General features: G+C 73.7%; 20 protein-coding genes. 4 read left to right on the forward strand and 16 right to left on the reverse strand.

The genetic code is table 11. The features are described 5' to 3' along the window. Nucleotides 1-248 precede the first annotated feature (248 nt). The 11 genes from kynU to AQJ30_RS32345 form a co-directional block, all read right to left on the reverse strand. Complete coding sequence (gene kynU / locus AQJ30_RS32295) at nt 249-1,451, reverse strand: kynureninase (RefSeq protein ID WP_067240971.1); 1,203 nt, start codon at nt 1,449-1,451, stop codon at nt 249-251. Next, nucleotides 1,444-2,283, reverse strand: coding sequence for a tryptophan 2,3-dioxygenase family protein (locus AQJ30_RS32300; protein ID WP_067240973.1), 840 nt, complete (start codon nt 2,281-2,283; stop codon nt 1,444-1,446). The genes kynU and AQJ30_RS32300 overlap by 8 nt, the downstream gene beginning before the upstream one ends. Before the next feature lie 151 nt (nt 2,284-2,434). After that, nucleotides 2,435-2,848: a DUF3151 domain-containing protein gene (locus AQJ30_RS32305; protein ID WP_067240975.1), complete on the reverse strand. Its 414-nt coding sequence runs from the start codon at nt 2,846-2,848 to the stop codon at nt 2,435-2,437. Nucleotides 2,849-3,128: 280 nt separating this feature from the next. After that, nucleotides 3,129-4,622 carry an MFS transporter gene (locus AQJ30_RS32310; protein WP_067240977.1) on the reverse strand — a complete coding sequence of 498 codons (1,494 nt, stop codon included), beginning with the start codon at nt 4,620-4,622 and terminating at the stop codon, nt 3,129-3,131. A 73-nt stretch (nt 4,623-4,695) separates the two neighbouring features. Next, nucleotides 4,696-5,718 carry a class II fructose-bisphosphate aldolase gene (gene fbaA, locus AQJ30_RS32315; RefSeq protein ID WP_067240979.1) on the reverse strand — a complete coding sequence of 341 codons (1,023 nt, stop codon included), beginning with the start codon at nt 5,716-5,718 and terminating at the stop codon, nt 4,696-4,698. A gap of 146 nt (nt 5,719-5,864) precedes the next feature. Beyond that, a complete protein-coding gene (gene pyrE / locus AQJ30_RS32320) occupies nt 5,865-6,437 on the reverse strand; it encodes an orotate phosphoribosyltransferase (RefSeq protein ID WP_067240981.1) in 573 nt (190 codons plus the stop codon). 10 nt (nt 6,438-6,447) lie between these two features. After that, entirely contained in the window at nt 6,448-7,236 is a 789-nt protein-coding gene (locus tag AQJ30_RS32325) for an aldose epimerase family protein (protein ID WP_067240982.1), read from the reverse strand. A gap of 228 nt (nt 7,237-7,464) precedes the next feature. Continuing rightward, the gene (locus tag AQJ30_RS32330) at nt 7,465-8,289 is read right to left on the reverse strand and encodes an SRPBCC family protein (RefSeq protein WP_079084442.1); all 825 of its coding nucleotides are present in this window, start codon (nt 8,287-8,289) and stop codon (nt 7,465-7,467) included. Between the two features lie 52 nt (nt 8,290-8,341). Next, nucleotides 8,342-9,976, reverse strand: a complete 1,635-nt coding sequence (locus tag AQJ30_RS32335; RefSeq protein WP_067240986.1) for a polyamine aminopropyltransferase — start codon at nt 9,974-9,976, stop codon at nt 8,342-8,344. A gap of 79 nt (nt 9,977-10,055) precedes the next feature. After that, nucleotides 10,056-10,625 carry a DUF2617 family protein gene (locus AQJ30_RS32340; protein WP_067240987.1) on the reverse strand — a complete coding sequence of 190 codons (570 nt, stop codon included), beginning with the start codon at nt 10,623-10,625 and terminating at the stop codon, nt 10,056-10,058. Nucleotides 10,626-10,827: 202 nt separating this feature from the next. Continuing rightward, nucleotides 10,828-11,100: a hypothetical protein gene (locus AQJ30_RS32345; RefSeq protein WP_067240989.1), complete on the reverse strand. Its 273-nt coding sequence runs from the start codon at nt 11,098-11,100 to the stop codon at nt 10,828-10,830. Between the two features lie 140 nt (nt 11,101-11,240). Between AQJ30_RS32345 and AQJ30_RS32350 the strand changes: the two genes are divergently transcribed. Then, nucleotides 11,241-12,434: a pyridoxal phosphate-dependent aminotransferase gene (locus tag AQJ30_RS32350; RefSeq protein ID WP_067240991.1), complete on the forward strand. Its 1,194-nt coding sequence runs from the start codon at nt 11,241-11,243 to the stop codon at nt 12,432-12,434. A gap of 29 nt (nt 12,435-12,463) precedes the next feature. Here the strand turns inward: AQJ30_RS32350 and AQJ30_RS32355 are convergent, their stop codons facing one another. After that, on the reverse strand, nt 12,464-12,808 hold the full coding sequence (locus tag AQJ30_RS32355) for a hypothetical protein (RefSeq protein ID WP_067240993.1): 345 nt from the start codon (nt 12,806-12,808) through the stop codon (nt 12,464-12,466). A 106-nt stretch (nt 12,809-12,914) separates the two neighbouring features. Next, nucleotides 12,915-14,669 carry a cation:proton antiporter gene (locus AQJ30_RS32360; protein ID WP_067240995.1) on the reverse strand — a complete coding sequence of 585 codons (1,755 nt, stop codon included), beginning with the start codon at nt 14,667-14,669 and terminating at the stop codon, nt 12,915-12,917. A 616-nt stretch (nt 14,670-15,285) separates the two neighbouring features. Between AQJ30_RS32360 and AQJ30_RS32365 the strand changes: the two genes are divergently transcribed. Beyond that, complete coding sequence (locus AQJ30_RS32365; RefSeq protein WP_211279143.1) at nt 15,286-16,473, forward strand: glycosyltransferase family protein; 1,188 nt, start codon at nt 15,286-15,288, stop codon at nt 16,471-16,473. Between the two features lie 28 nt (nt 16,474-16,501). Here the strand turns inward: AQJ30_RS32365 and AQJ30_RS32370 are convergent, their stop codons facing one another. Together AQJ30_RS32370 and clpB are read right to left on the reverse strand one after the other, a co-directional pair. Next, nucleotides 16,502-17,035, reverse strand: coding sequence for a type III secretion system chaperone family protein (locus AQJ30_RS32370; protein ID WP_067240999.1), 534 nt, complete (start codon nt 17,033-17,035; stop codon nt 16,502-16,504). Between the two features lie 183 nt (nt 17,036-17,218). Then, complete coding sequence (gene clpB, locus AQJ30_RS32375; RefSeq protein WP_067241001.1) at nt 17,219-19,828, reverse strand: ATP-dependent chaperone ClpB; 2,610 nt, start codon at nt 19,826-19,828, stop codon at nt 17,219-17,221. A 157-nt stretch (nt 19,829-19,985) separates the two neighbouring features. On the opposite strand from clpB, the gene AQJ30_RS32380 reads away from it, so the two are divergent. After that, nucleotides 19,986-20,396 (forward strand): pyridoxamine 5'-phosphate oxidase family protein, encoded by a 411-nt coding sequence (locus tag AQJ30_RS32380; protein WP_067241005.1) that lies wholly within the window; start codon nt 19,986-19,988, stop codon nt 20,394-20,396. 154 nt (nt 20,397-20,550) lie between these two features. Here AQJ30_RS32380 and AQJ30_RS32385 read toward each other — a convergent pair whose 3' ends face one another. Continuing rightward, nucleotides 20,551-20,889 (reverse strand): Rieske (2Fe-2S) protein, encoded by a 339-nt coding sequence (locus AQJ30_RS32385; RefSeq protein ID WP_067241006.1) that lies wholly within the window; start codon nt 20,887-20,889, stop codon nt 20,551-20,553. 304 nt (nt 20,890-21,193) lie between these two features. Here AQJ30_RS32385 and AQJ30_RS32395 point away from each other — a divergent pair, with 304 nt between their 5' ends. Further along, a complete protein-coding gene (locus tag AQJ30_RS32395) occupies nt 21,194-22,204 on the forward strand; it encodes a helix-turn-helix transcriptional regulator (protein ID WP_425424175.1) in 1,011 nt (336 codons plus the stop codon). Nucleotides 22,205-22,256 lie beyond the last annotated feature (52 nt).

Consider the following 22,256-nt stretch of genomic DNA (forward strand, 5'->3'; position numbering starts at 1 on the left):
TCTCAGCGGTCACGTGGACTTGGCGGTCCAGGCGAGGACGGGCCGACAGGGAGAGCGGCCGTTGGCCGGGACGGTACCAGGCCGGTGACGTGCGCGGACACGCGGATGTCACGCAGGGTGAGGCCGCAGCGGTCCCGGGACGCGGCACCCGCACGCACGGTCACCGCACGCGCGCGTGCCGCCACCGCACGGACCGTCACCCCCGCACGCCTGCGGGCACCGCCCCCTACCCGGTGCGGGCACCGCCTCTACCCCGCAGCGCCCCCCAGCACCTCCCCCAACACCCGCGCCGCCCGCTCCACGTCCGCGAACCCGACGTACAGCGGGGTGAAGCCGAAGCGCAGGATGTCCGGGTGGCGGAAGTCGCCGACCACCCCGCGGTCGATCAGCCGCTTCATGACGTTCCCGGCGTCCGCGCAGCGCAGGGCCACCTGGCTGCCGCGCTCCGCGTGGGCGAGCGGGGTCACGCACTCGACCGCGCCGGGCGGGACGTACGCGGTCACGCACTCCAGGAAGAAGTCCGTCAGCGCCAGCGACTTGGCCCGCACCGTCTCGACCGGGACGCCGTCCCAGACCTCCAGTGCCGCCTCCAGGGCGAGCAGGGAGAGGATGTCCGGCGTGCCCACGCGTCCGCGCAGCGCACCGGGCGCGGGCGTGTAGGCCGGGCTCATCCCGAACGGGTCGGCGTGCGAGTTCCAGCCGGGCAGCGGCGAGTCGAAACGGTCCTGCAGCTCCCGGCGCACGTACAGGTACGCCGGTGCGCCCGGGCCGCCGTTGAGGTACTTGTAGGTGCAGCCGACCGCCAGGTCGACCCCGTGCTCGTCGAGCCCGACCGGCAGGGCGCCCGCGCTGTGGCACAGGTCCCAGACGGCGAGCGCGCCCGCCGCGTGGACGGCGGCGGTCAGGGACGGCAGGTCGTGCAGCCGTCCGGTGCGGTAGTCGACGTGGTTGAGCAGCACCGCGGCGGTGCGCGCGCCGAGCGCGCCCGGCACCTCGGCGGGCGGGACGGGACGCAGCGTGCTGCCGGTCAGGCGGGCGGCCGACTCGGCGATGTAGCCGTCGGTGGGGAAGGTGGAGGCGTCGACGACGATCTCGTCCCGGCCGGGGCCCGCCATCCGCACGGCGGCCACGAGTGCCTTGAAGACGTTCACGCTGGTCGAGTCGCCGACCACGATCTGTCCGGGCGCGGCGCCGACCAGCGGGGCGATGCGGTCGCCGATCCGCTCGGGCGCGGTCCACCAGCCGCTTTCGTCCCAGGAGCGGATGCGCAGCCGGCCCCACTGCCGGCGGACGACGTCCTCGATGCGGCCGGGGACGGCGGCGGGCAGGGCGCCGAGCGAGTTGCCGTCCAGGTAGACCGTGTCGTCCAGCTCGAACTCACTCCGCTTGGCGGCGAGTTCGTCGGACCCGTCCAGCTTCTCCGCGCGGCGGGCGAGGTCGGGGTCAGACATGGGACCTCGCCGTCCAGAGCTCGGGGAAGACGCTCTTCTGCGCCCGCTTCTCCAGCCAGGCCACCCCGGCGGAGCCGCCGGTGCCCTGCTTGGCGCCCATCGCGCGGCGGGTGGCGACCAGGTGGTCGTTGCGCCAGCGCCACACCAGTTCGCCGACGTCGGTCAACGCCTCGCCCAGGCGGGCCAGTTCGCCGTTCTGGTCGCCCGCGTACACGGCCGCCCAGGCCGCCTCGACCGCGTCCGACGGCTCGTAGCGCCGAGACACGTCGCGCAGCAGCACGTCGTCGGGGATGTCGTACCCGCGCCGCGCCAGCAGCCGGACGACCTCGTCGTACAGGCTCGGCTCGTGCAGCGCCTTCTCCAGCTCGGCGTGGACGCGCGGCGCGCCGCGGTGCGGGACCAGCATCGACGCGGACTTGTCGCCGAGCAGGAACTCCATCCTGCGGTACATCGCCGACTGGAAGCCCGAGCCGTCGCCGAGGGCCGAGCGGTAGGAGTTGAACTGCGCCGGGGTGAGCTGCCCGAGCGGCTTCCAGGAGGCGTTCAGCGCCTCCAGCTCCCGCACGGACCGCTTCAGGGCGGCGATCGCGGTCGGGACGTCGTCCTCGCGCAGGGCGCGGGCCGCGGTCTCCCACTCGTGGACCACGACGGTGAACCACAGCTCCATCACCTGGGTGGTGACCAGGAAGACCATCTCGCCGGGATCGTCGGAGAGGAGGTGCTGGAGGTGGGTGAGGACGTCGGCCTTGACGTAGTCCTCGTACGGCGTCGTGCCCTGGAAGTCGAGATGCGGAGTCGCGGGCTCTTCGGCCTCGTGAGCCTCGTGGGACATCGCTGTCTCCTGTGTTACTCCGGGTAGCGGTCCGCCCCTGCCGTTACCGACACGGGGGCCCCGGTCCCCGCCGGAATCCTCTTCGATGGTCCGACGAAAAGGCAAGGCCCGCCTGGTGGCACAGGCGGGCCGGGGACCAGCGACGACGTGCCTAGCCCAGGGTCTGGGCGGCGGTCGGCGAGGAGTCCTTGAGGAACTGGCTGCAGCGCTCGTACTCCTCCTGCTCGCCGATCGCCTGCGCGGCGCGGGCGAGGGCGTGCAGGGCGCGCAGGAAGCCGCGGTTCGGCTCGTGCTCCCAGGGGACCGGGCCGTGGCCCTTCCAGCCGCTGCGGCGCAGGGAGTCCAGGCCGCGGTGGTAGCCCGTACGGGCGTAGGCGTACGACTCGACGACGCTGCCCCGCTCGAACGCCTCGTCGGCGAGGCGCGCCCAGGCGAGTGACGACGTCGGGTACTTCGCGGCGACGTCGGCGGCCGGCGTGCCGTTCGCGAGCAGCTCGCGGGGCTCGGGGTCGTCGGGGAGGTGGGTCGGGGGCGGCCCCCCGAGCAGGTTCTCGTGAATCGTCATGCATCCCAGTCTGTCACCGGCACCGCCCCCTGAGGGGCGCGGGGAACTGCGCGACGATCCCCCACCACACCCGCACCCGACAACGCACCGCCACCCCGTCAGGGGCGCGGGGAACTGCGCGACCAACCACGACGCACCCGCACCCGACGACGAACCACCCGCCACCCCCTCAGGGGCGCGGGGAACTGCGCAACCAGCCCCCACCCACCCCCACCCGACAACACACCCGAGCCCACCCCCACGCACCCACCCGCACCCGGCAAAGCACAGCAGGAACCCCCTACCCCCGCCGCCCACCCTCCAGCGGCGGAGCCAGCACACTCCCGTGCCGCCGACACTCCGGTTTCCGGCACCCCGGCACCGGCCGCCGCACCGTCGCCCACGCCAGCCCCGCGCCCACCACGAGGACCCCCGCGCACACCACCATCGCCCGGTGGAAGGCGTGGTCGAAGGCCGGCGCCGACCGGTACGCCTCCGGTCCCATCCCGGTCACCAGCGGCAGCGCGGCCACCGCGACCAGGCCGGCCGCGCGGGCCGCCGCGTTGTTGATGCCGCTGGCCAGGCCGGCCCGGCTCACGTCGACCGAGGCCAGGACCGTCGCCGTCAGGGGCGCGACCAGGCTGACCATGCCGAGCCCGAGCACCAGCACGGCGGGCAGCACGTCGGTGAGGTAGCGGGCGTCCTCGCCGACGCGCAGCATCAGCAGCATCCCGGCCGCGCACAGCAGCGGGCCCACGGTGAGCGGCAGGCGCGGGCCGATGCGCTCGGCCAGCTCCCCGGACCGGGCGGACAGCAGCAGCATCAGGACGGTCGTCGGCAGCAGTGCGGTGCCCGCGCCGAGCGCCGAGTAGCCGGCCACCACCTGGAGATGCACGGCCGCCAGGAAGAAGAAGCCGCCGAACGCCGCGTACACGCACAGCGTCACCAGGTTCACCGCGGTGAACTGGCGGGACGCGAAGATGTCCGGCGGCATCATCGGGTCGGGCCGGCGCCGCTCGACCACGACGAAGGCGACCCCCGCGGCCACCCCGGCGACCGCCACGGGAGCGACGTACGGCGAGCCGCCGGGCGCCTCGATCAGCGCGTACGTCACCAGCGCGAGCGCGAGGGCGCCCAGCGCGGCGCCGAGCACGTCGAAGTGGCCGTGCGGAGCGCGCCCCCCGTCTAGTGCCCCGCCTTCCCCCGCTCCGGAGCGGGCGTCCGACTCGGGGACGTGCCGTACCGCGATCGGGGCGCACAGCAGCGCCAGCGGGACGTTCAGCAGGAACACCCAGCGCCAGCCGGGCCCGTCCACCAGCCAGCCGCCGAGGAACGGCCCGACGGCCGCCCCGATGCCCCCGAAGCCCGACCACAGGCCGACGGCGCGGCCCCGGTCGTCCGGGTGGAAGGACGCCTGGATCAGGGCCAGCGAGCCCGGCGTCAGCAGCGCGCCGCCGGCTCCCTGGAGCGCGCGGGCGGCCACCAGCACCCCCGCGTTCGGCGCCAGCCCGCACAGCAGCGAGGCGGCGGCGAACCACACCACCCCGATGACGAACACCTTGCGCCGGCCGTACCGGTCGCCGAGCGAACCGCCGAGCAGGATCAGCCCGGCCAGGGTCACCATGTACGCGTTCACGGTCCACTGCAGGGTCGCCAGGTCGGCGTCGAGGTCGCGGCCGATGCGCGGCAGGGCGACGTTGACGACCGTGGAGTCCAGCAGGGCCATGCTGGAGCCGAGCACGGTGGTCAGCAGGATCCACCTGCCCTGCGGGGAGGCCAGCCGGACGTCGGACATGTCCCCAGGTATACAGCGAGCCCGGTGCCGAAGCACCGGGCCCACCGCGACGGAGTGGTCCGCCGGCCGTCTGCTACTTGATCTTCGTGCCCGCGGAGCGCAGGTGCTGCGTGGCCTCGAGGACCCGGGCGGCCATCGACGCCTCGGCCAGCTTGCCCCAGGTGCGCGGGTCGTACGTCTTCTTGGAGCCGACCTCGCCGTCGACCTTGAGGACGCCGTCGTAGTTCTTGAGGATGTGGTCGGCGATCGGACGCGTGAAGGCGTACTGCGTGTCCGTGTCGATGTTCATCTTGACCACGCCGTTCTCCAGCGCGGTCGCGATCTCCTGCTCGGTGGAGCCGGAGCCGCCGTGGAAGACGAAGTCGAACGGGTTCTGCTTGCCGAACTTCGCGGCGACGCCCTCGGCGAGCTCCTTGAGCAGCTCGGGACGCAGCACGACGTTGCCCGGCTTGTACACGCCGTGGACGTTGCCGAAGGACGCGGCCAGCAGGTAGCGGCCCTTCTCGCCCAGGCCCAGGGCCTCGGCGGTGCGGATCGCGTCGTCGACCGTGGTGTACAGCGAGTCGTTGATCTCGTGGGAGACGCCGTCCTCCTCGCCACCGGTCGGGGTGATCTCCACCTCGAGGACGATCTTCGCGGCGGCGGCGCGGGCCAGCAGCTCCTGGGCGATCGCCAGGTTGTCGGCCAGGGTCTCGGCGGAGCCGTCCCACATGTGCGACTGGAACAGCGGGTTGCGGCCGGCCTTGACGCGCTCCTCGGAGATCGCGAGCAGCGGGCGGACGTAGCCGTCGAGCTTGTCCTTCGGGCAGTGGTCGGTGTGCAGCGCCACGGTGACCGGGTACTTCTCGGCGACGATGTGCGCGAACTCGGCGAGGGCCACGGCGCCCGTCACCATGTCCTTGCTGTACTGGCCGCCGAGGAACTCCGCGCCACCCGTGGAGATCTGGATGATGCCGTCGCTCTCCGCCTCGGCGAAGCCGCGCAGGGCCGCGTGCAGGGTCTGGGTCGAGGTGACGTTGATGGCCGGGTAGGCGAACTTGCCTGCCTTCGCCCGGTCGAGCATCTCGTTGTAGACCTCGGGGGTTGCGATGGGCATTCGTCCGCTCCTTGAGTCTGCGGGTTGGCGTTCTACGTGCTACGGCCCTGACCTAGACCTTGCGCTTCGACGTCATCGTCGAGCCCATCTTCCCAGACCTGGGGAGATGGTCCACGCGCCCGACAAGTCCAGGTCAAAGCCGCCCGTCAGTCCAGACCCAGTTCATCCTTCGAGAAGGCGAAGAGGTACGGCACCCCGGCACCCTCCCGGATCTTGGCGTCGGCGCCGGTCGCGCGGTCCACGATCGTGGCGACCGCGACGACCTCGGCACCGGCCTCCCGCACGGCCTCCACGGCCGTCAGGGGCGAGCCGCCCGTGGTGGAGGTGTCCTCCACCACCAGCACCCGGCGGCCCTCGATGTCCGGGCCCTCGACGCGCCGCTGCAGCCCGTGCGCCTTGGCCGCCTTGCGCACGACGAAGGCGTCCAGCCGCCTCCCGCGCGCCGCGGCGGCGTGCAGCATGGCCGCGGCGACCGGGTCGGCGCCCATGGTCAGACCGCCGACGGCGTCGAACTCCAGCTCCGCCGTCAGGTCCAGCAGCACCTGCCCGACCAGCGGCGCGGCCTCGCCGTCGAGGGTGACGCGGCGCAGGTCGACGTAGTAGTCGGCCTCCAGACCCGAGGAGAGGGTCACCTTGCCGTGCACCACGGCCTTGTCCTTGATCTGCTGGAGCAGTGCGCCCCGCGGGTCCCGCGGCGTTGCTTCGTCGACGTCCGTCATGCCGACCAGCTTAGAGGCGCCGCCAGCGCCAGGTCGTCGCGGCCTCCAGCGGCTCCAGGGGTGTGACCAGGCGCGGGAGGGTGTTCAGCCCGTCCGGCGGGCCGGTCTGCGGCTCCACGCAGACGGCGGCCTCCTGCTCGTCGTAGACGACGACCCACTCCTCGCGGCTGGACACGTTCAGCTCCAGCTGCCCCGGCCAGGTGAGGGTGACGTCGACGCCGTCGGGCATCCCGAAGCAGTCGTCCCACGGGCCGGGCTTCGGCTCGACGCGGTTGCCGGTGGGCAGGTGGTCCGCGCCGCGCTCCTCCTGCCAGGCGGGCGTGAAGTCGAGCGTGACGTCCGCGCCGCCGAGGGTGCGGTGGAACCAGGGGTGCCAGCCGATCTGCGCCGGGAACGACGAGCCGTACGTCTCGACGGCCATCGTCAGCGTCAGGGCGTCCTCGGTCAGCGCGACCACCTGGGTGACGCGGCCGGGGTAGGGCCACGGGTCGACCAGGTCGTACGTGAGCACCGCCTCGTCCTGCGAGCGGCGGGCCACGCGCCAGGCGCCGTCGCGGACGGTGCCGTGGATGGCGTGCGGCGGGGCGTTGAGCGGCATCTGGTGGACGGTGGCGCCGTCGCGGAAGCGGCCGTCGCGGATGCGGCCGCACCACGGGACCATCGGGAAGCAGCCGAAGCGGTCGCCCTGGCGGAGCAGTTCCGTGCCGGCCACGCGGAGGGAGCCGATGCGTCCGCCGTTGCCCGGCTGTACGACCGCTTCCGCGTCGCCCGCGGTCAGCGTGATGTCTTCGTCACTCACGGGACGACCCTACTGGGCTGGTCGTCGGGGGGTGAGGGGGCATCGCGCCGTTGGGGTGGCTGGGGGTGTGGTGGAGTGCGGGTGCGTTGGGGTTTTCGCGCAGTTCCCCGCGCCCCTGAGGGGGTGGCTGGAGGTCCGTCGTCGGGTGCGGGTGCGTCGTGGTTCTTTGCGCAGTTCCCCGCGCCCCTGAGGGGACTGGGCGCGCGGTTCCTCGCGCTGCTGCGGGGCTCAGCGGCGGCGGCGTAGGGCTCTGGTGACCACGATGGCCGAGGCCAGGGCCAGGGCCGCTGCGGGGGCCGCCCAGCGGAGTGTTTCCGTGGGCACGACCGTCTGGGGGGCCGGGACGGGGGCGTAGCGGCCGCGGGGTGGGGCGTGGTCGACCTCCTCCGCGCTGCGGCCGATCATCGTGCGGCGGGCGTGCGCGGCCTCGGCGGGCGGCTCGGGCGAGTCGGTGAAGTCGTCCTCGGCCGACGGGTCCAGTGCGGGCGGCGGGACCTCGGCCTCGAAGACCGACGCCCGCTTCCCCTGCTCGGGCTCGGGCTCGTCGGACGCTTCGGGCTCCCCCGGCCCTCCGGGGGCGTCCGGCTCTCCGGGGGTCCCGGACGCTTCCGGCTCCGCCGGGTCCCCGGCCCCCGCGTCGCCCAGGTTCTCCGCGAAGCGGGTCAGCAGGCGGCGGGTCGTCGCGTCCACGGTGTCGGGCTCGAGTTCGGTGATGCGGCCGTCGGCCGTCGCCGTGCCGTGGACGTGGAGGGTGCTGCCGCCGTCGGCCTCCGTGACCCGGAGGGTCAGCGCGAGGATGACCGTGCCCGTGCCGCGGGCCTCGGTCGCGTCGCCCTCGACGGTGAACGCGTCGTCGTCGCCGGGGGAGACGCGCAGCTCGCCCCGGTAGGTGATGGTGTGGCCGCCGACGCGGACCCTGAGCCGCCCGGCGACGGGCTGTTCGGCGCCCGCGTCCCGCTGGAGCCCGGGAACCGCACGGGCCACCTGCGCGGGGTCGGCGAGGGACGCCCTCAGCCGGTCGGGCGGGACCGGAACGAACACCTCATGCTCCATGTCGCTGGAGCCTACCCAGCGGGCGTGGAAAAGCACCCGCCGTGACCGAGGTTCAGTACCGGGGGTGCACCAGGGTGGACGCCCGCAGTCCGGTCACCCGGAGCCGTTCGGCGGACCGCCCGTCGGCCGTCAGACCGGCCTGGGTGAGGGTGCGCGGGCGGGGCCCCTCCGCGGGGAGCCGCAGGGCGGGCGCGCGCTCGGCGGAGGCCAGCACGAACCCCCAGTCGCGGGGCGCCCCGGAGGCGCCGGACGGCCGGTCGGCACCGGCCGCGGGGCCCGGTCGGCGGCCGTCGACGACGTAGGGCGCGGTGTGCAGGCCGGCGGCGCGGACCGTCGCCTCCACGGTCCAGAAGGCGCGCGAGCGGCCGGCGGCCGGGCCGGCGTGCACGACGAGCCGCCCGTGCGGGGCGAGCGCGCGGCGGACGAGGCCGTAGAACTCCTGGGAGTAGAGCTTGGTGCTCTCGGTGAGGCCGGGGTCGGGCAGGTCGGCGACGACGACGTCGTAACGGCCGGGCGGGGTGACGCGCAGCCGGTGGAAGGCGCCGTCGACGGTGACGTGGAGGCGCGGGTCGCCGTACGCGTGCGCGTTGAGGCGGGCGAGGCCGGGGTCGGTGCGGGCCAGGCGGACCACCTCGGGGTCCAGCTCGACGAGGTCCAGGCGGCGCACGCCGGGCCGGGCCAGCACCTCGCGGGCGGCCAGCCCGTCGCCGCCGCCGAGGACGAGCACACGCGCGTGGGGGCCGGCGAGGGCGGGGCGGACCAGGGCCTCGTGGTAGCGGCGTTCGTCGGCGCCGACGCGGAGGCGGCCGTCGAGGTAGAGGCCGAGGGGCCGGCCGCGGGTGCCGCCGGTGAGGACGATCTCCTGGACGGGGCTGCGCACGGCCACGCGGACGTCGGAGCCGTAGACCGCGTGGCGTGCGGCCTGCTCGAAGTCGTCGACGAGGGCGGCCGCGGCGGCCAGCAGCAGGAGCGTGCCGAGGGTGGCGGCGAGCAGGACGCGGCGGGCCCGGCGGGTGAGGTCGCGGCGGAACAGGCCGAGGACCAGCGCGCCGCCCGCGACGACGTTGACGGCGCCGGTGAGCAGGGAGCTGGTCAGCTGGCCCAGCAGGGGCAGCAGCAGGAAGGGGAAGGCGAGGCCGCCGACCAGCGCGCCGACGTAGTCCGCGGCGAACAGGTCGGCCACCGCGCCGCCCGCGTCCTGGCGGCGGATGCGCTGGATCAGCTCCATCAGCAGTGGCACCTCGGCGCCGATGAGCAGCCCGATGGCCAGGGAGAAGGCGACCAGCAGCAGCCGCGGTCCGTCGGCCCACACGCCGCCCCAGTCGCCCGTCCAGGCGAAGACCGCGTACAGCGCCATGGCACTGGAGCCGCCGATCAGCGCGAGGGACGTCTCCAGGGCGGCGAACCCGGCCGCCGCGAACCGGCGCAGCCGCTTGGCGGCGAGCGAGCCGATGCCCATGGCGAACACCATGACCGACAGCACGACGGACGCCTGGGTGACCGAGTCGCCCATCAAGTACGAGGCGAGGGCGACCAGTTCGAGCTCGTAGACCAGCCCGCAGGCCGCGCAGACGAACACGCAGGCGAGGACCAGGAACCGCCCCGTCGCCGGCCGGACGGGCAGCCGCGCGGGAGCACGCCAGGGGGGTGGGGCGCCGGGCGGTGCGGGGGCGTGCGGGTCGATCACGACTGCGACGTTACGTCACGGGTCCGGCACGCCCGGTCACCCACACGTGTGGAACGGGAGAAGGGTGGGGTGTTCGGGTTTATTCCGCGCCACCGCGCGCGCCGTCACTCCGGAGCGCCGCGCGCGGCGCGCGTCGCGCCGCCGGTACGCGCACGCCGACCCGGGTCCGGGTCGCCACCACCTGCCCGTCCTGGGGGTACGCGTGCCAGGTCCGCCAGTGCACGTGGGTGCCCTGACGGTGCGCCAGCAGGGCGGTGAAGGCGTGCGGACTGCCGGGGAACACCCCGACGAGGCCGTGCGGGTGGTCGGAGACGAGGGCCAGGAGTTCCTGCGCACGGCCCGCGAAGGAGTCCGGCGGCAGCGCCTCGACGCGCGCGGCGAACTCGTACTCCCAGCCGCCCACCCGCTTGGCCACGCCCAGCGGGAGGGGCGTGCTGCTGCCCGCGATGCACGCGACCGTCTCCGAACAGCGGCCCCGTTCCTCCTCGAGGAGCACCTGGTGCGAGGCGCCGAGGAGCCTTAACTGCAGGCGGCTGCCCGCGAGTTCAAGGTCGAGCGAGGCCAGCGCGGGGAGCGGCTCGCGTCCCAGGGCCCAGGCGAGGTCGGCCGCGCGCGTGTCGGTGTAGGAGGTGTTCAGGGTCGTGAGCATGGATCGGCTCCGCTAGCACGCAAGAGGGGTAAGTCCGGAGGGAATCATGAACGCCGGTGCGGCCACAGCGTTTTTACCCAACTTCGTGTGGTTTCCATCCCTCAGGGGGCTCCCCAGCTCACCTGTTCACCCACCCCGCGCGCCGCACGTCACCGGCGTACGCCCGGCCCGCGCCGGTGACGTGACGGCCCTGCCGCCGGGGTCAGTTGCCCCCGCCGCACCCACCGCCGCCGCACGAGGACCCGCCGCCGCAGGAGTGGCCGCCCCCGCAGGAGTGCCCTCCCCCGTGGTGGCCGCCCGAGCCGCAGGACGACCCCCCGTCACCGCCGCCGGCCCACCAGCTGCCGCCGTCCCCGCTGCCCCAGCCGCGCCGGCCGGCCGGGCGCCGGACCCCGGCCGACGGGCGCCGCGCCACCGCCGTGAGCCCGACGACGAGCACCACCGCGACCACCACCAGGCTGATGCCGAAGATCATGGCCCCGCCCTCCTTCCGTTCCCCCGAAGCGGCCCCCCGTGGGCGCCCCGTGCGGTCCCCGACCGCTTGCGTGCACGGGGGATGCCCGGCCGCCCGAACGGCCAAAGCACACTTGAGGAACTCCAGAGCTTCGGCGCAGGATGGCCGCCATGACCTCCAGCGCACGTCCCTTCCTCAACCGCCGGCTCGCCGAGTTCGGGACCACGATCTTCGCCGAGATGTCGGCGCTGGCCCTGCGGACGGGGTCGATCAACCTCGGGCAGGGCTTCCCCGACACGGACGGTCCCGAGGAGATCCGGGAGGCGGCGGTGCGCGCCCTGCGCGACGGCCGCGGCAACCAGTACCCGCCGGGCCCCGGCGTGCCCGAGCTGCGCCACGCCGTCGCGGACCACCAGCTGCGCCGCTACGGGCTGGCGTACGACCCCGACACCGAGGTGCTGGTCACCGCGGGCGCCACCGAGGCGATCGCGGCGTCGCTGCTGGCGCTGCTGGAGCCGGGCGACGAGGTCGTGGCGCTGGAGCCGTACTACGACTCCTACGCGGCCTGCATCGCGATGGCCGGCGCGCGCCGCGTGCCGGTCACCCTGCGCCCCTCCGAGGGCCGCTTCCGGCTGGACCTGGACGAGCTGCGCGACGCGGTCACCGACCGCACCCGGCTGCTGCTGCTCAACACCCCGCACAACCCGACGGGCACGGTCCTCACCCGCGCGGAGCTGGCCGCCGTCGCCGAACTGGCCGTCGAGCGCGATCTGCTGGTGGTGACGGACGAGGTGTACGAGCACCTGGTGTTCGACGACGCCGAGCACGTGCCGCTGGCCACGCTGCCGGGGATGCGCGAGCGGACGGTGACGCTGGGCAGCGCCGGCAAGAGCTTCTCGTTCACCGGCTGGAAGGTCGGCTGGGTGACGGCGCCCGCGCCGCTGGTCACGGCGGTGCGCTCGGCCAAGCAGTACCTGACGTACGTGGCGTCGGGCCCGTTCCAGTACGCGGTCGCGGAGGCCCTGGCACTGCCGGAGACCTACTTCGAGGACTTCCGCGCCGACATGCGGGCCAAGCGCGACCTGCTGGCCGGGGGCCTGGCGGAGGCGGGCTTCGGGGTCTACGTCCCGTCCGGCACGTACTTCGTCACCACCGACGTCCGCCCGCTCGGCGAGACCGACGGCGTCGCCTTCTGCCGCTCGCTGCCGGAGCGCGCGGGCGTGGTGGCCATCCCGAACGCGGTCTTCTACGACCACCGCGAGGAGGGCGCGCCGTTCGTCCGGTTCGCGTTCTGCAAGCGCACGGAGGTCTTGCAGGATGCGGTGACCCGGCTCAAGGGCCTGGCGCACGCGTGAGCGACGCCGACGCGTCCGTTAACTCGTCTTCACTCGTCGGCGAAGCCGAAGCTGCGCCACAGCCCGGTGGAGTGGACTGCCGCGTCCGAGGACTGCTGCGAGAGGTAGGTGCTCCCCCCGCCCTCCGGCACGGTGCAGTCCTCCGTGGTGTACAGGACGATGTTGCTCAGCATGTGGTTGTCGACGTGGGTCACGCCCTGCGGGAACCGGTGGCACGTGCCGGTCGGCGGGTTCGACAGGGTCTCGACGAGCCGGTCGCCGTTGCGGGCCATGAGCTGGCCGGACGCGTTGTCGGCGCACCCGGTCAGCACGGTGCCGAGCAGGGCGGACAGGGCGATGCCGGCGAGCGCGGCCGACGACCGTGGAGCGCGCATCGGTCCTCCAGTAGGGGTGGGGGGACGGCCGCGCCGTCGTGCTGCGCCGTCGGTTTCCCCCCACCACCCACTATCCGCCGCGGTCGGCGAACCCGCCCGCCGACCGTCAGCCGCCCGGCGTCAGCAGGACCAGGGTGTCCTGGGGATCGACGTGCGGCGGGCCGCCCTGCGTCACGGGCTCCAGCCGGTGACCGGGACGGACGACGAACAGCAGGTCGCTGCCGCTCGGCACGGGCTCCCGGGCGGGCACGGCCACGATGCCGGCGCCGTCGTGGTGCCTGCGGGCCAGGGCGCGGCCCGACAGCCGCGGCCCGAACAGCACCTCGCCGTCTCCGTACGGGACCACCGCACCCCGGCTGTCGGCCGCGGGGCCGACGCGGTACACCGGCCCCTCGACACCGCCGCGCAGGATCGTGCTCGCCAGCACGTTGAAGTCGTCCTCCCCGGTGAGGAGGTACACGCCGGTCACGCCCTCCCACGCGGCGCCGGGACCGGTCGCGTCGGCCAGCATCTCCCCCGGCGCGAGTTCGAGCCCGGCCCGCTCGATGCGCTCGCGCTGCTCGTGCCGGCCCGCCCACATCAGCACCTCCATGCCGGTGGACCTCAGGGTCGCCGCGAGGTCGACGACCCAGGGGTCCCCGCCGACCAGGAGGGGGCGCGAACGGGACGGGCGCACCACGCGCAGCAGCCGGGCCACGGGGGCGGCCGTCAGGCCGTAGAGCGTGACGGTGGCGACGATGACGACGAAGGTCGCCGGGAGGATCCTCGCCGCGCCGCCGACGTGCCGGGCGACCAGGGCGGACGTGAAGGTCGAGGCGGTGGCGGCCGCGACGATCCCGCGGGGCGCCATCCACCCGAGGAAGCCCCGCTCGACGCGCGACAGGTCGGTGCGGGCGGTGCACAGCGCGACGACGAGGGGACGTACGACGACGACCAGGAAGGCCGCGAGCCCGAGCGCGGGCAGCCCCACGTGCCGCAGCGACGCGGGGGAGATCGTGGCCGAGATCGAGGTGAAGAGCAGCCCGATGACGAGGCTGACCAGGGTCTCGAAGAACGTCCGGCGCACGGGTACGTCGATGCGGGCGAGGTTGGCCACCGCCAGGCCCATCAGCACGGCGGCGATGAGCCCGGAGTCGTCCTGGACGACGTCGCACGCGGCCGCGACACCGATCACGACGGCCAGCTGGGCCGTGGTGCCGAGCACCTCGCCGGGCCGCGCCAGCCGGAACACGGCCCACAACACGGCCGCCCCGGCCACGCCTCCCGCCACGCCCGTGCCCAGGCTGGCCAGGAAGTGCAGGACGCCGCGGGACGCCGTGGGCTGGGTGCTGGCGTCGACGGCCCGGAAGACGAGCGCGCCGAGGATGCCCCCGACGGGGTCGATGAGGGACCCCTCCCACACGAGGATGTGCCGGAGGCGGTCGGCGGGCCGTACGAGGGCGAGCAGGGGCCCGACGACGGTGGGCCCCGACACCACCAGGACGGCCCCCAGCGTGATGGCCGCACCGCGCGACATGTCCAGCAGCGGGACGGCGAGGGCGGCGCCGAGGAGGCAGGTGACGGGGACACCGAGCCAGATCAGCCGGCTGACGACCCGGCGGTTGTGTCCCTTCAGCCGGCCGAGGTCCAGGCCGAGCCCGGCGTCGTAGAGGATCACGGCGACGCCGAGGGACACCAGCGGGGAGAACGCCGTGCCGAGCAGCTGCCGCGGGTCGACGACGTCGGTCAGGGCGCCGGCCGTGAAGCCGGCCGGCAGCAGGACGATGAGCGCGGGGATGCGCAGCACGCCGGCCAGCAGCTGGGAGCCGACGGCGAGGACCACCAGCAGGCCCACGCCGAGGAACACGTCATCCGTCGTCACGAGCCATCCCTTGGGCGAGGTCGGCAGCGGGGAGGGGCGCCCCGCGCGGCCCCGGGCCTCCCCGGCCGGGGCGACGGCGGCGACCGGGATGTGCCGCGGCCGGCCGCGGCCGGTGGGGCCCGCACCGCCTTGCGGCAGGGGCAGATCCGCTGGACAGGACAGTGCATCGGCGCCGCGGACGCCGGCGCGACGCGCCCGGCCGGTCCGCTTCGGCCACGGACGTCACCCCGGTGGCCCAGGTGCGGCACGACCGGCGGGAAGCCGCCCGGGGCGCGGTGGCCGACGCAGGAGCCCCGGCGCGACGGCCGTCCGGACGACACGGCTCCGGCCCGCCCGACGCCCCGCCCGCCGATGGGTCCAGCCCGCCCGACGCCCCGCCCACCGATGAGCCCGGCGCGCCCGACGCCCCGCCAGACGCCCCACCCGCCGATGAGCCCGGCCCTGACGACACCGCCCTGGCGCGACGCCCCGCCAGGCACGCCGCCCACCGCAAGCCCCACCCACGAGCCCCGCCCCTCGCGACACCACCCGACCCCGCCCGACGCCCCGTCAGACCCGCCACCCGCCTGGCGCAGACCCGCTCGCGCCCCCGGCAGGGGCACGGCATCGTGCGGGTGTGACCCATGCCAGCACGCTCGCCCCGTCCGCAGTCACACACCCGCACGCCGAGGCGGGCCGCCGTGCCCGCCGGGTGCCGGGGGCGGCGGCCGCGCTCGCCCTGTTCACCGCGGCCCGGCTGACCGGGGTCGCGCTCCTCGCGCTCACGGCCGAGGTGACCGGGCAGCAGCCGCTCGCCCTGCTCGGCCGCTCCTGGGACTCGCTGTGGTACCTGGGCATCGCCGCCCACGGCTACGGCCGCACCCTGCACTTCGCGCCCGACATCGTCCACAGCGACCTGGCGTTCTTCCCGCTCTACCCGGCGCTGGTGCGCACGGTGACCACGGTGACCCCGCTGGGCGGCGGCGCGGCCGGCCTGGTGGTGTCGTGGACGGCGGCCGCGGTGGCCGCCTGGGGCATCTACGCGGTGGGCCGGCTGCTGCACGGGCGGGCGGTGGCGACGGCGCTGGTCGTGCTGTGGGGGCTGCTGCCGCACTCGATCGTGCTGTCGATGGGGTACACCGAGCCGGTGCTGACCGCGTTCGCCGCGTGGGCGCTGTACGCGGTGCTGCGCGGCCACTGGCGGTGGGCGGGGGCGCTCGCGGCCCTCGCGGGGCTGTCGCGGCCCAACGGCTTCGCGGTGGCCGCCGCCGTCCTGGTCACGGCCGCGTGGACGGTGTGGCGGGCGCGCGGCCGGGTTTCCCACAGGCTGTGGACGGGCGTGGCGCTCGCCCCGCTGGGCTGGGTGTCGTACGTGCTGTGGGTGGGGGCGCGCACGGGTGACCCGCTGCGCGGCTACTTCGCGGTGCAGCGCCTGTGGGGCTCGCGCTTCGACTTCGGGCGGGGCTCACTGGGGTTCGTGCGCCGCCTGCTGCTGCACGGCGACCGGATGGTCTTCCCGATGGTGCTGGTGATCGTCGCGGCGGCGGTCGTGCTGTACGCGCTGCTGCTCGCCGACCGCGCACCGCTGCCCCTGCAGGTCTACGCCGGGGTGCTGCTGCTCATCGCGCTGGGCGGCTCGGGGTTCTTCGAGTCCAAGCCGCGGTTCCTGCTGCCGGCGTTCCCGCTGCTGCTGCCGCTCGCGGGGGCGCTGGTGCGCACGGCGAGAGCCCGGCCCGTCCACGCCACCGTGGTGGTCGCGGCGCTGGCCGGGCTCTCCTACGCGTACGGCGCGTACCTGGTCGTCCTCGCCCGCACACCGCTGTGAATGCCTGTGGGTCCGGGGTGCGCCCCGGTTACGCGTCGCCCTCCCCGGGCTCGTCGGCGTCGTTGACGTCCTGCTCCAGGCCCAGCTGCTCGACGAGCCACTTGTCGAACTCGATGGCCGCGCGGACCCAGCTGACCGTGGAGGAGACGAAGAACTCGATGTTCACCCCGGCGCCGATCAGCATCTGCGCCTCACCGATCAGGCGGACGGTGCCGTCGTCGTGGGTGTGGGTGTAGACCTTGGGCCACAGGGTGCGCCGGTTCCAGTCGTCGATGGACTCCAGCAGCTGCGCCTTGTCCTCGATCGGGTGGGGCCGGTCGTAGAACGTCCGCACCGAGTAGACCATCTGTTCGGGCTGGTCGCCGCGGAACATGAAGTACGTGCGGAATTCCTCCCACGGCGCCGCGAGGTCACCCTCTTCGTCGACGACGTACTTCAGCTCCATCTGGTCGAGCAACTGCTTCACGAGATCCTGATCCGGGACGACGGGGCCCGCCGGTCCTTCAGGCTGCGGCTCGGGCTGGCCCCCGAAGTTCGGAATCGAGGACGGGTCGATGGTCACCGTGATTTTCCCTTCGTACGGATTCCGCCATCCTCCCCCATGCGGGGAGGGGGGTGGCAAGCCCCGCCTCCCATGGTTCACCTGTGCTTGGCGTAATTCAGCTCAGAGCGTTCGCGGGGCGGCCCGGGACGCGCGACGGGCCCGCCACCCGGGGGAAGACGGGCCCGTGCGGAGCGGCTCGGGTCAGAGGGTCTTCCCGGTGGCCGGGCCCACGATCAGGCCGTCGCCGAAGGCGTCCACCCGGACCGTGTCGCCGTCCTTGACCTCGCCGGACAGGATCTCCTTGGCCAGCCGGTCGCCGATCGCGGACTGGACCAGACGGCGCAGCGGGCGCGCCCCGTACGCCGGGTCCATGCCCTCGGCGGCGAGCCAGGCCAGCGCGTCCGGCGTGACGTCCAGGGTGAGCCGGCGCTCGGCGAGGCGCCGGGCGAGCCGGTCGATCTGGAGCCGGGCGATGCGGCTCAGCTCCTCCTTGGTGAGCGCCGAGAAGACGACCAGGTCGTCGAGCCGGTTGAGGAACTCGGGCTTGAAGGACGCCCGCACGACCTCCAGCACCTGCTCCTTCTTCTCCTCCTCGCTGGTCAGCGGGTCCATCAGGAACTGGCTGCCCAGGTTGGAGGTCAGCACCAGGATGGTGTTGCGGAAGTCGACCGTGCGGCCCTGCCCGTCCGTCAGGCGCCCGTCGTCGAGCACCTGGAGCAGGACGTCGAAGACCTCGGGGTGCGCCTTCTCCACCTCGTCCAGCAGCACCACGGAGTACGGCCGCCTGCGTACCGCCTCGGTGAGCTGGCCGCCCTCCTCGTAGCCGACGTAGCCGGGCGGGGCGCCGACCAGCCGGGCCACGCTGTGCTTCTCGCCGTACTCCGACATGTCGATGCGGACCATCGCCCGCTCGTCGTCGAAGAGGAAGTCGGCGAGCGCCTTGGCCAGCTCGGTCTTGCCCACGCCCGTGGGGCCGAGGAAGAGGAACGAGCCGGTGGGCCGGTCGGGGTCGGAGATCCCGGCCCGGGAGCGGCGCACCGCGTCCGACACCGCCCGCACGGCCTCGCCCTGGCCGATCAGGCGCCGGCCGATCTCGTCCTCCATGCGCAGCAGCTTCTGCGTCTCGCCCTCCATGAGGCGGCCGGCCGGGATGCCGGTCCAGGAGGCGACCACGTCGGCGATGTCGTCGGCGCCGACCTCCTCCTTGACCATGGTGTCCTTGGCGACCTCCTCCTCGGCGGCGGAGGCGGCCTCCAGGTCGCGCTCCAGGGTGGGGATCTCGCCGTACAGCAGCTTGGAGGCGGTGTCGAAGTCGCCGTCGCGCTGGGCGCGCTCGGCCTGGCCGCGCAGCTCGTCCAGCTTCTCCTTGAGCTCACCGACCCGGTTGAGGGACTGCTTCTCCTTCTCCCAGCGGGCGGTCAGGCCGCGCAGCTCCTCCTCCTTGTCGGCGAGGTCGCGGCGCAGCTTCTCCAGGCGCTCCCGGGAAGCCGCGTCGGTCTCCTTGCCGATGGCCAGCTCCTCCATCCTCAGCCGGTCGACGGCGCGCTGGAGCTCGTCGATCTCGACCGGCGAGGAGTCGATCTCCATGCGCAGCCGGGAGGCGGCCTCGTCGACCAGGTCGATGGCCTTGTCCGGCAGGAAGCGGGAGGTGATGTAGCGGTCGGACAGGGTCGCGGCCGCGACCAGCGCGCTGTCGGCGATCTGGACCTTGTGGTGGGCTTCGTAGCGGCCCTTGAGCCCGCGCAGGATGGCGATGCTGTCCTCGACGCTCGGCTCGGCGACCAGCACCTGCTGGAAGCGCCGCTCCAGGGCGGGGTCCTTCTCGATCCGCTCGCGGTACTCGTCGAGGGTGGTGGCGCCCACCATGCGCAGCTCGCCGCGGGCCAGCATCGGCTTGAGCATGTTGCCGGCGTCCATCGCGGAGTCGCCGCCGGCGCCCGCGCCGACGACGGTGTGCAGCTCGTCGATGAAGGTGATGACCTGCCCGTCCGAGTCCTTGATCTCGGCCAGGACGGTCTTCAGCCGCTCCTCGAACTCGCCGCGGTACTTGGCCCCGGCGACCATCGCGCCCAGGTCGAGCGCCACCAGCCGCTTGTCCTTCAGCGACTCGGGCACGTCGCCCTTGACGATGCGCTGGGCGAGGCCCTCCACGACGGCGGTCTTGCCGACGCCGGGCTCGCCGATCAGCACCGGGTTGTTCTTGGTGCGCCGGGACAGCACCTGCACGACCCGCCGGATCTCGGTGTCCCGCCCGATGACGGGGTCGAGCTTGCCCTCGCGGGCGGCTTCGGTGAAGTCGGTGCCGAACTTCTCCAGCGCCTTGTACGAGCCCTCGGGGTCGGCGGTGGTGACGCGCCGGCCGCCGCGGGCCTTGCGGAAGGCGTCCAGCAGCTTCCTGGCGGTCGCACCCTGCTGGACGAGCACGTCACCGGCGGCTCCGCCCTTGGCGGCCAGGCCGATGAGCAGGTGCTCGGTGGAGAGGTACTCGTCGCCGAGGTCACGGGCCCGGCTCTGCGCGTCGGCGACCACGGCGAGCAGCTCGCGGTTGGGCTGGGGCGGCGCGACGGTGGACCCGGCGACCCGGGGCAGCGTGTCGAGCACCTTCTCGGCACCGGCGCGCACGGCGGCCTGGTCGGCCTCCACGGCGGCGAGCAGATCGACGATGTTCTCGTTTGCTGCCTGGCGGCCTTGACCCTGGAGCAGGGCCAGCAGCAGGTGGGCGGGGGTGAGGTCCGGGTTCCCCTCGGTCACGGCCCGGTTGCTGGCCGCGTTGATCGCGTCCCGGCTCCGGTTGGTCAGCTCGGCGTCCACGGTCTGCTTCTCCTCCTTGCGTCAGCGGTCGGTGCCACGTCGTCCGGGTGCCACGTCGTCCGGGTTCCCCGTACTGACTCAGTCAACGTACACAAAGTTGAGTCTATTCCACTCAAGGGTCGATGCGGGAGGGCCGGGGCGGCTAAGTTCGGCGGTCATGACGAACCAACGGGACCCGGGTGCGCCGGACGAGCCGTACCTCACCTTCTGGCGCGAGCGGCACCTGTGCACGCTGACGACCCCGCGCCCCGACGGCAGCCCGCACGTGGTGCCGGTGGGCGTGACCTACGACCCGGAGCGGCGGCTGGCCCGCGTGATCGCGGACCGGGCGAGCCGGAAGGTGCGCAACGTGCTGGCGGCCGGCCCGGACGGCGCACGCGTCGCGGTGTGCCAGGTCGACGGGCGCCGCTGGGCGACGCTGGAGGGCCGCGCGACGGTCAGCGAGGACCCGGAGCGGGTGGCGGAGGCGGTACGGCGCTACGCCGAGCGCTACGGGCGCACCCCGCGCCCCAACCCCACCCGCGCGGTGATCGAGATCGCCCTGACCCGGGCGATGGGACAGGGCTGACCCGATACGACCCGTCGTTTTCCGGCCACTGACGGGATCGGCGGACAGCGGGACATTTCCCCGCACAACACAGCGGCGTCACCGTGTTCAGGTCACGGTGACGCCGCTGCGGGGGGAAGCACCTGAGGCGATCTGTTACGACGGGGGAATCGCGTCAGGCACTGCGGGGGGTGGCTGAGATGGTGCGCGGGGCGGTGGGGGCCGCCGGCTCGTCCAGCTCGTGGTCGCGCTGGTCGAGGTTGACGAAGATCATGCCGTACCGGATCGCGCACCGGACCGGCTGCGGCGCCCCCCGAGGCCGCCGCAGACACCGGTACGCCCGTACGTCGTCGTCCTCGTCCCGCGTGACGACGACCGGCTCGCCGAACACGGTGACCATCAACGAGTCGCCGCTGTGGGGGATGGCGGTGACCAGGTCGATGAAGTGCCAGCCGGAGCGGTAGGCGGTGGCCATCTCGCGGCGGAAGCTGCGGTCGTCGGGAGGTGTCGTCATGTCAGGACCAAATACTGTCGTTGGGGGTGGCCACGACCCCGTCGGCCTCGTCGGTGGGGCCGGCGGACTGGACCACCACGGACCACCGGCTGTCCGCTTGTGCGTCGCCCTTCGCAGTGGAGAGGCCATTCAGAGTCCCGAAGGCCACAACGGCGGAGAAGGCGGCGACAAGCACCGAGCGAAGCATTCTCTTACGCATAGTCGGCTTCGTCCTCACTTGAAGGTCCCCTCATTCCCCCGTCGCGTTAGACGATGGCTCATTCAGGCACGTCATGACCACACAATCGGTGCATCATGTTCCTGCATGTTCAGGACCCTGGGGGGTGGAGATTTGACAACAAATCCGGCTAAAGCGACACATCCCCACGCCATCACTGAACTGTGCGAGGAGGGTGGGCGCCTGTACGCCCACGCGCTGCGCACCGGACGAATCGCCCGTGCGGAGGTGGAGACGGCCCCCTGTCTCATGGAGTTCGCCCTGCTCCACCCCGACCCGGACGACGCGGGCTGGCTGCGCCCGGTTCCCCCGACGGTGGCACTGGCCCAACGGCTGAATCCGATCGAACGGGAGATCACCGAGCGCCGGCGCACCTCCATCGAGCTGGCCGGGGTCTTCGAGCCGTTCATGGCGCTCAGCGCCCAGGACACGGCCCCCACCCACGCCATCACCGTGCTGGAGGGGCTGGACCGCATCAACGCGGCCCTGGACCTGGCCGCCGACCAGTGCCGCAACGAGATGCTCACCGTGCAGCCCAGCGCCCGCCACCCCGAACGCCGGGTCATCGAGGGCCTGGAGCGCGACCAGACCCTGATCGACCGCGGCGTGCGCATCCGCACCCTGTACCAGCACACCGCCCGCTACAGCCCCGAACGGCTGGCCTACGTCGACCGCTTCGCCAACGGCAAGGCGGAGTACCGCACCATCGACGAGCTGGTCGAGCGGCTGATCATCTGCGACGAGACGGTCGCCTTCATCCCCATACGCGACGACCGTCAGGTCGCCCTCGAACTGCGGCACCCCGGGCTGGTGCAGTACCTGGCCAAGGTCTTCGAGTTCATGTGGAACCGCGCGGTCCCGCTGAGCGCCGGCGCCCCCTACGAGACCGCCCCCGACGGCATCACGGAGATCCAGCACTCCATCGCCAAGCTCCTGGTCGAGGGCCACGTCGACGAGGCCATCGCCCGCCGCCTGGGCATGAACGTCCGCACCTGCCGCGCCCACATCGCCAAGCTCGCGACGGCGCTGGGCAGCGGCAGCAGGGCCCAACTGGGGTACCTGATAGCGCAGTCGGGGATCCTGGAGCAGGACACCTAGGAGCGGGGCCAGGGGGGCCAGCTTTTGACACGCGGCGGACCGGGCCCCGGCG

The sequence above is a fragment of the Streptomyces longwoodensis genome (assembly GCF_001514125.1).
In the GTDB taxonomy this organism is placed as follows: domain Bacteria; phylum Actinomycetota; class Actinomycetes; order Streptomycetales; family Streptomycetaceae; genus Streptomyces; species Streptomyces longwoodensis.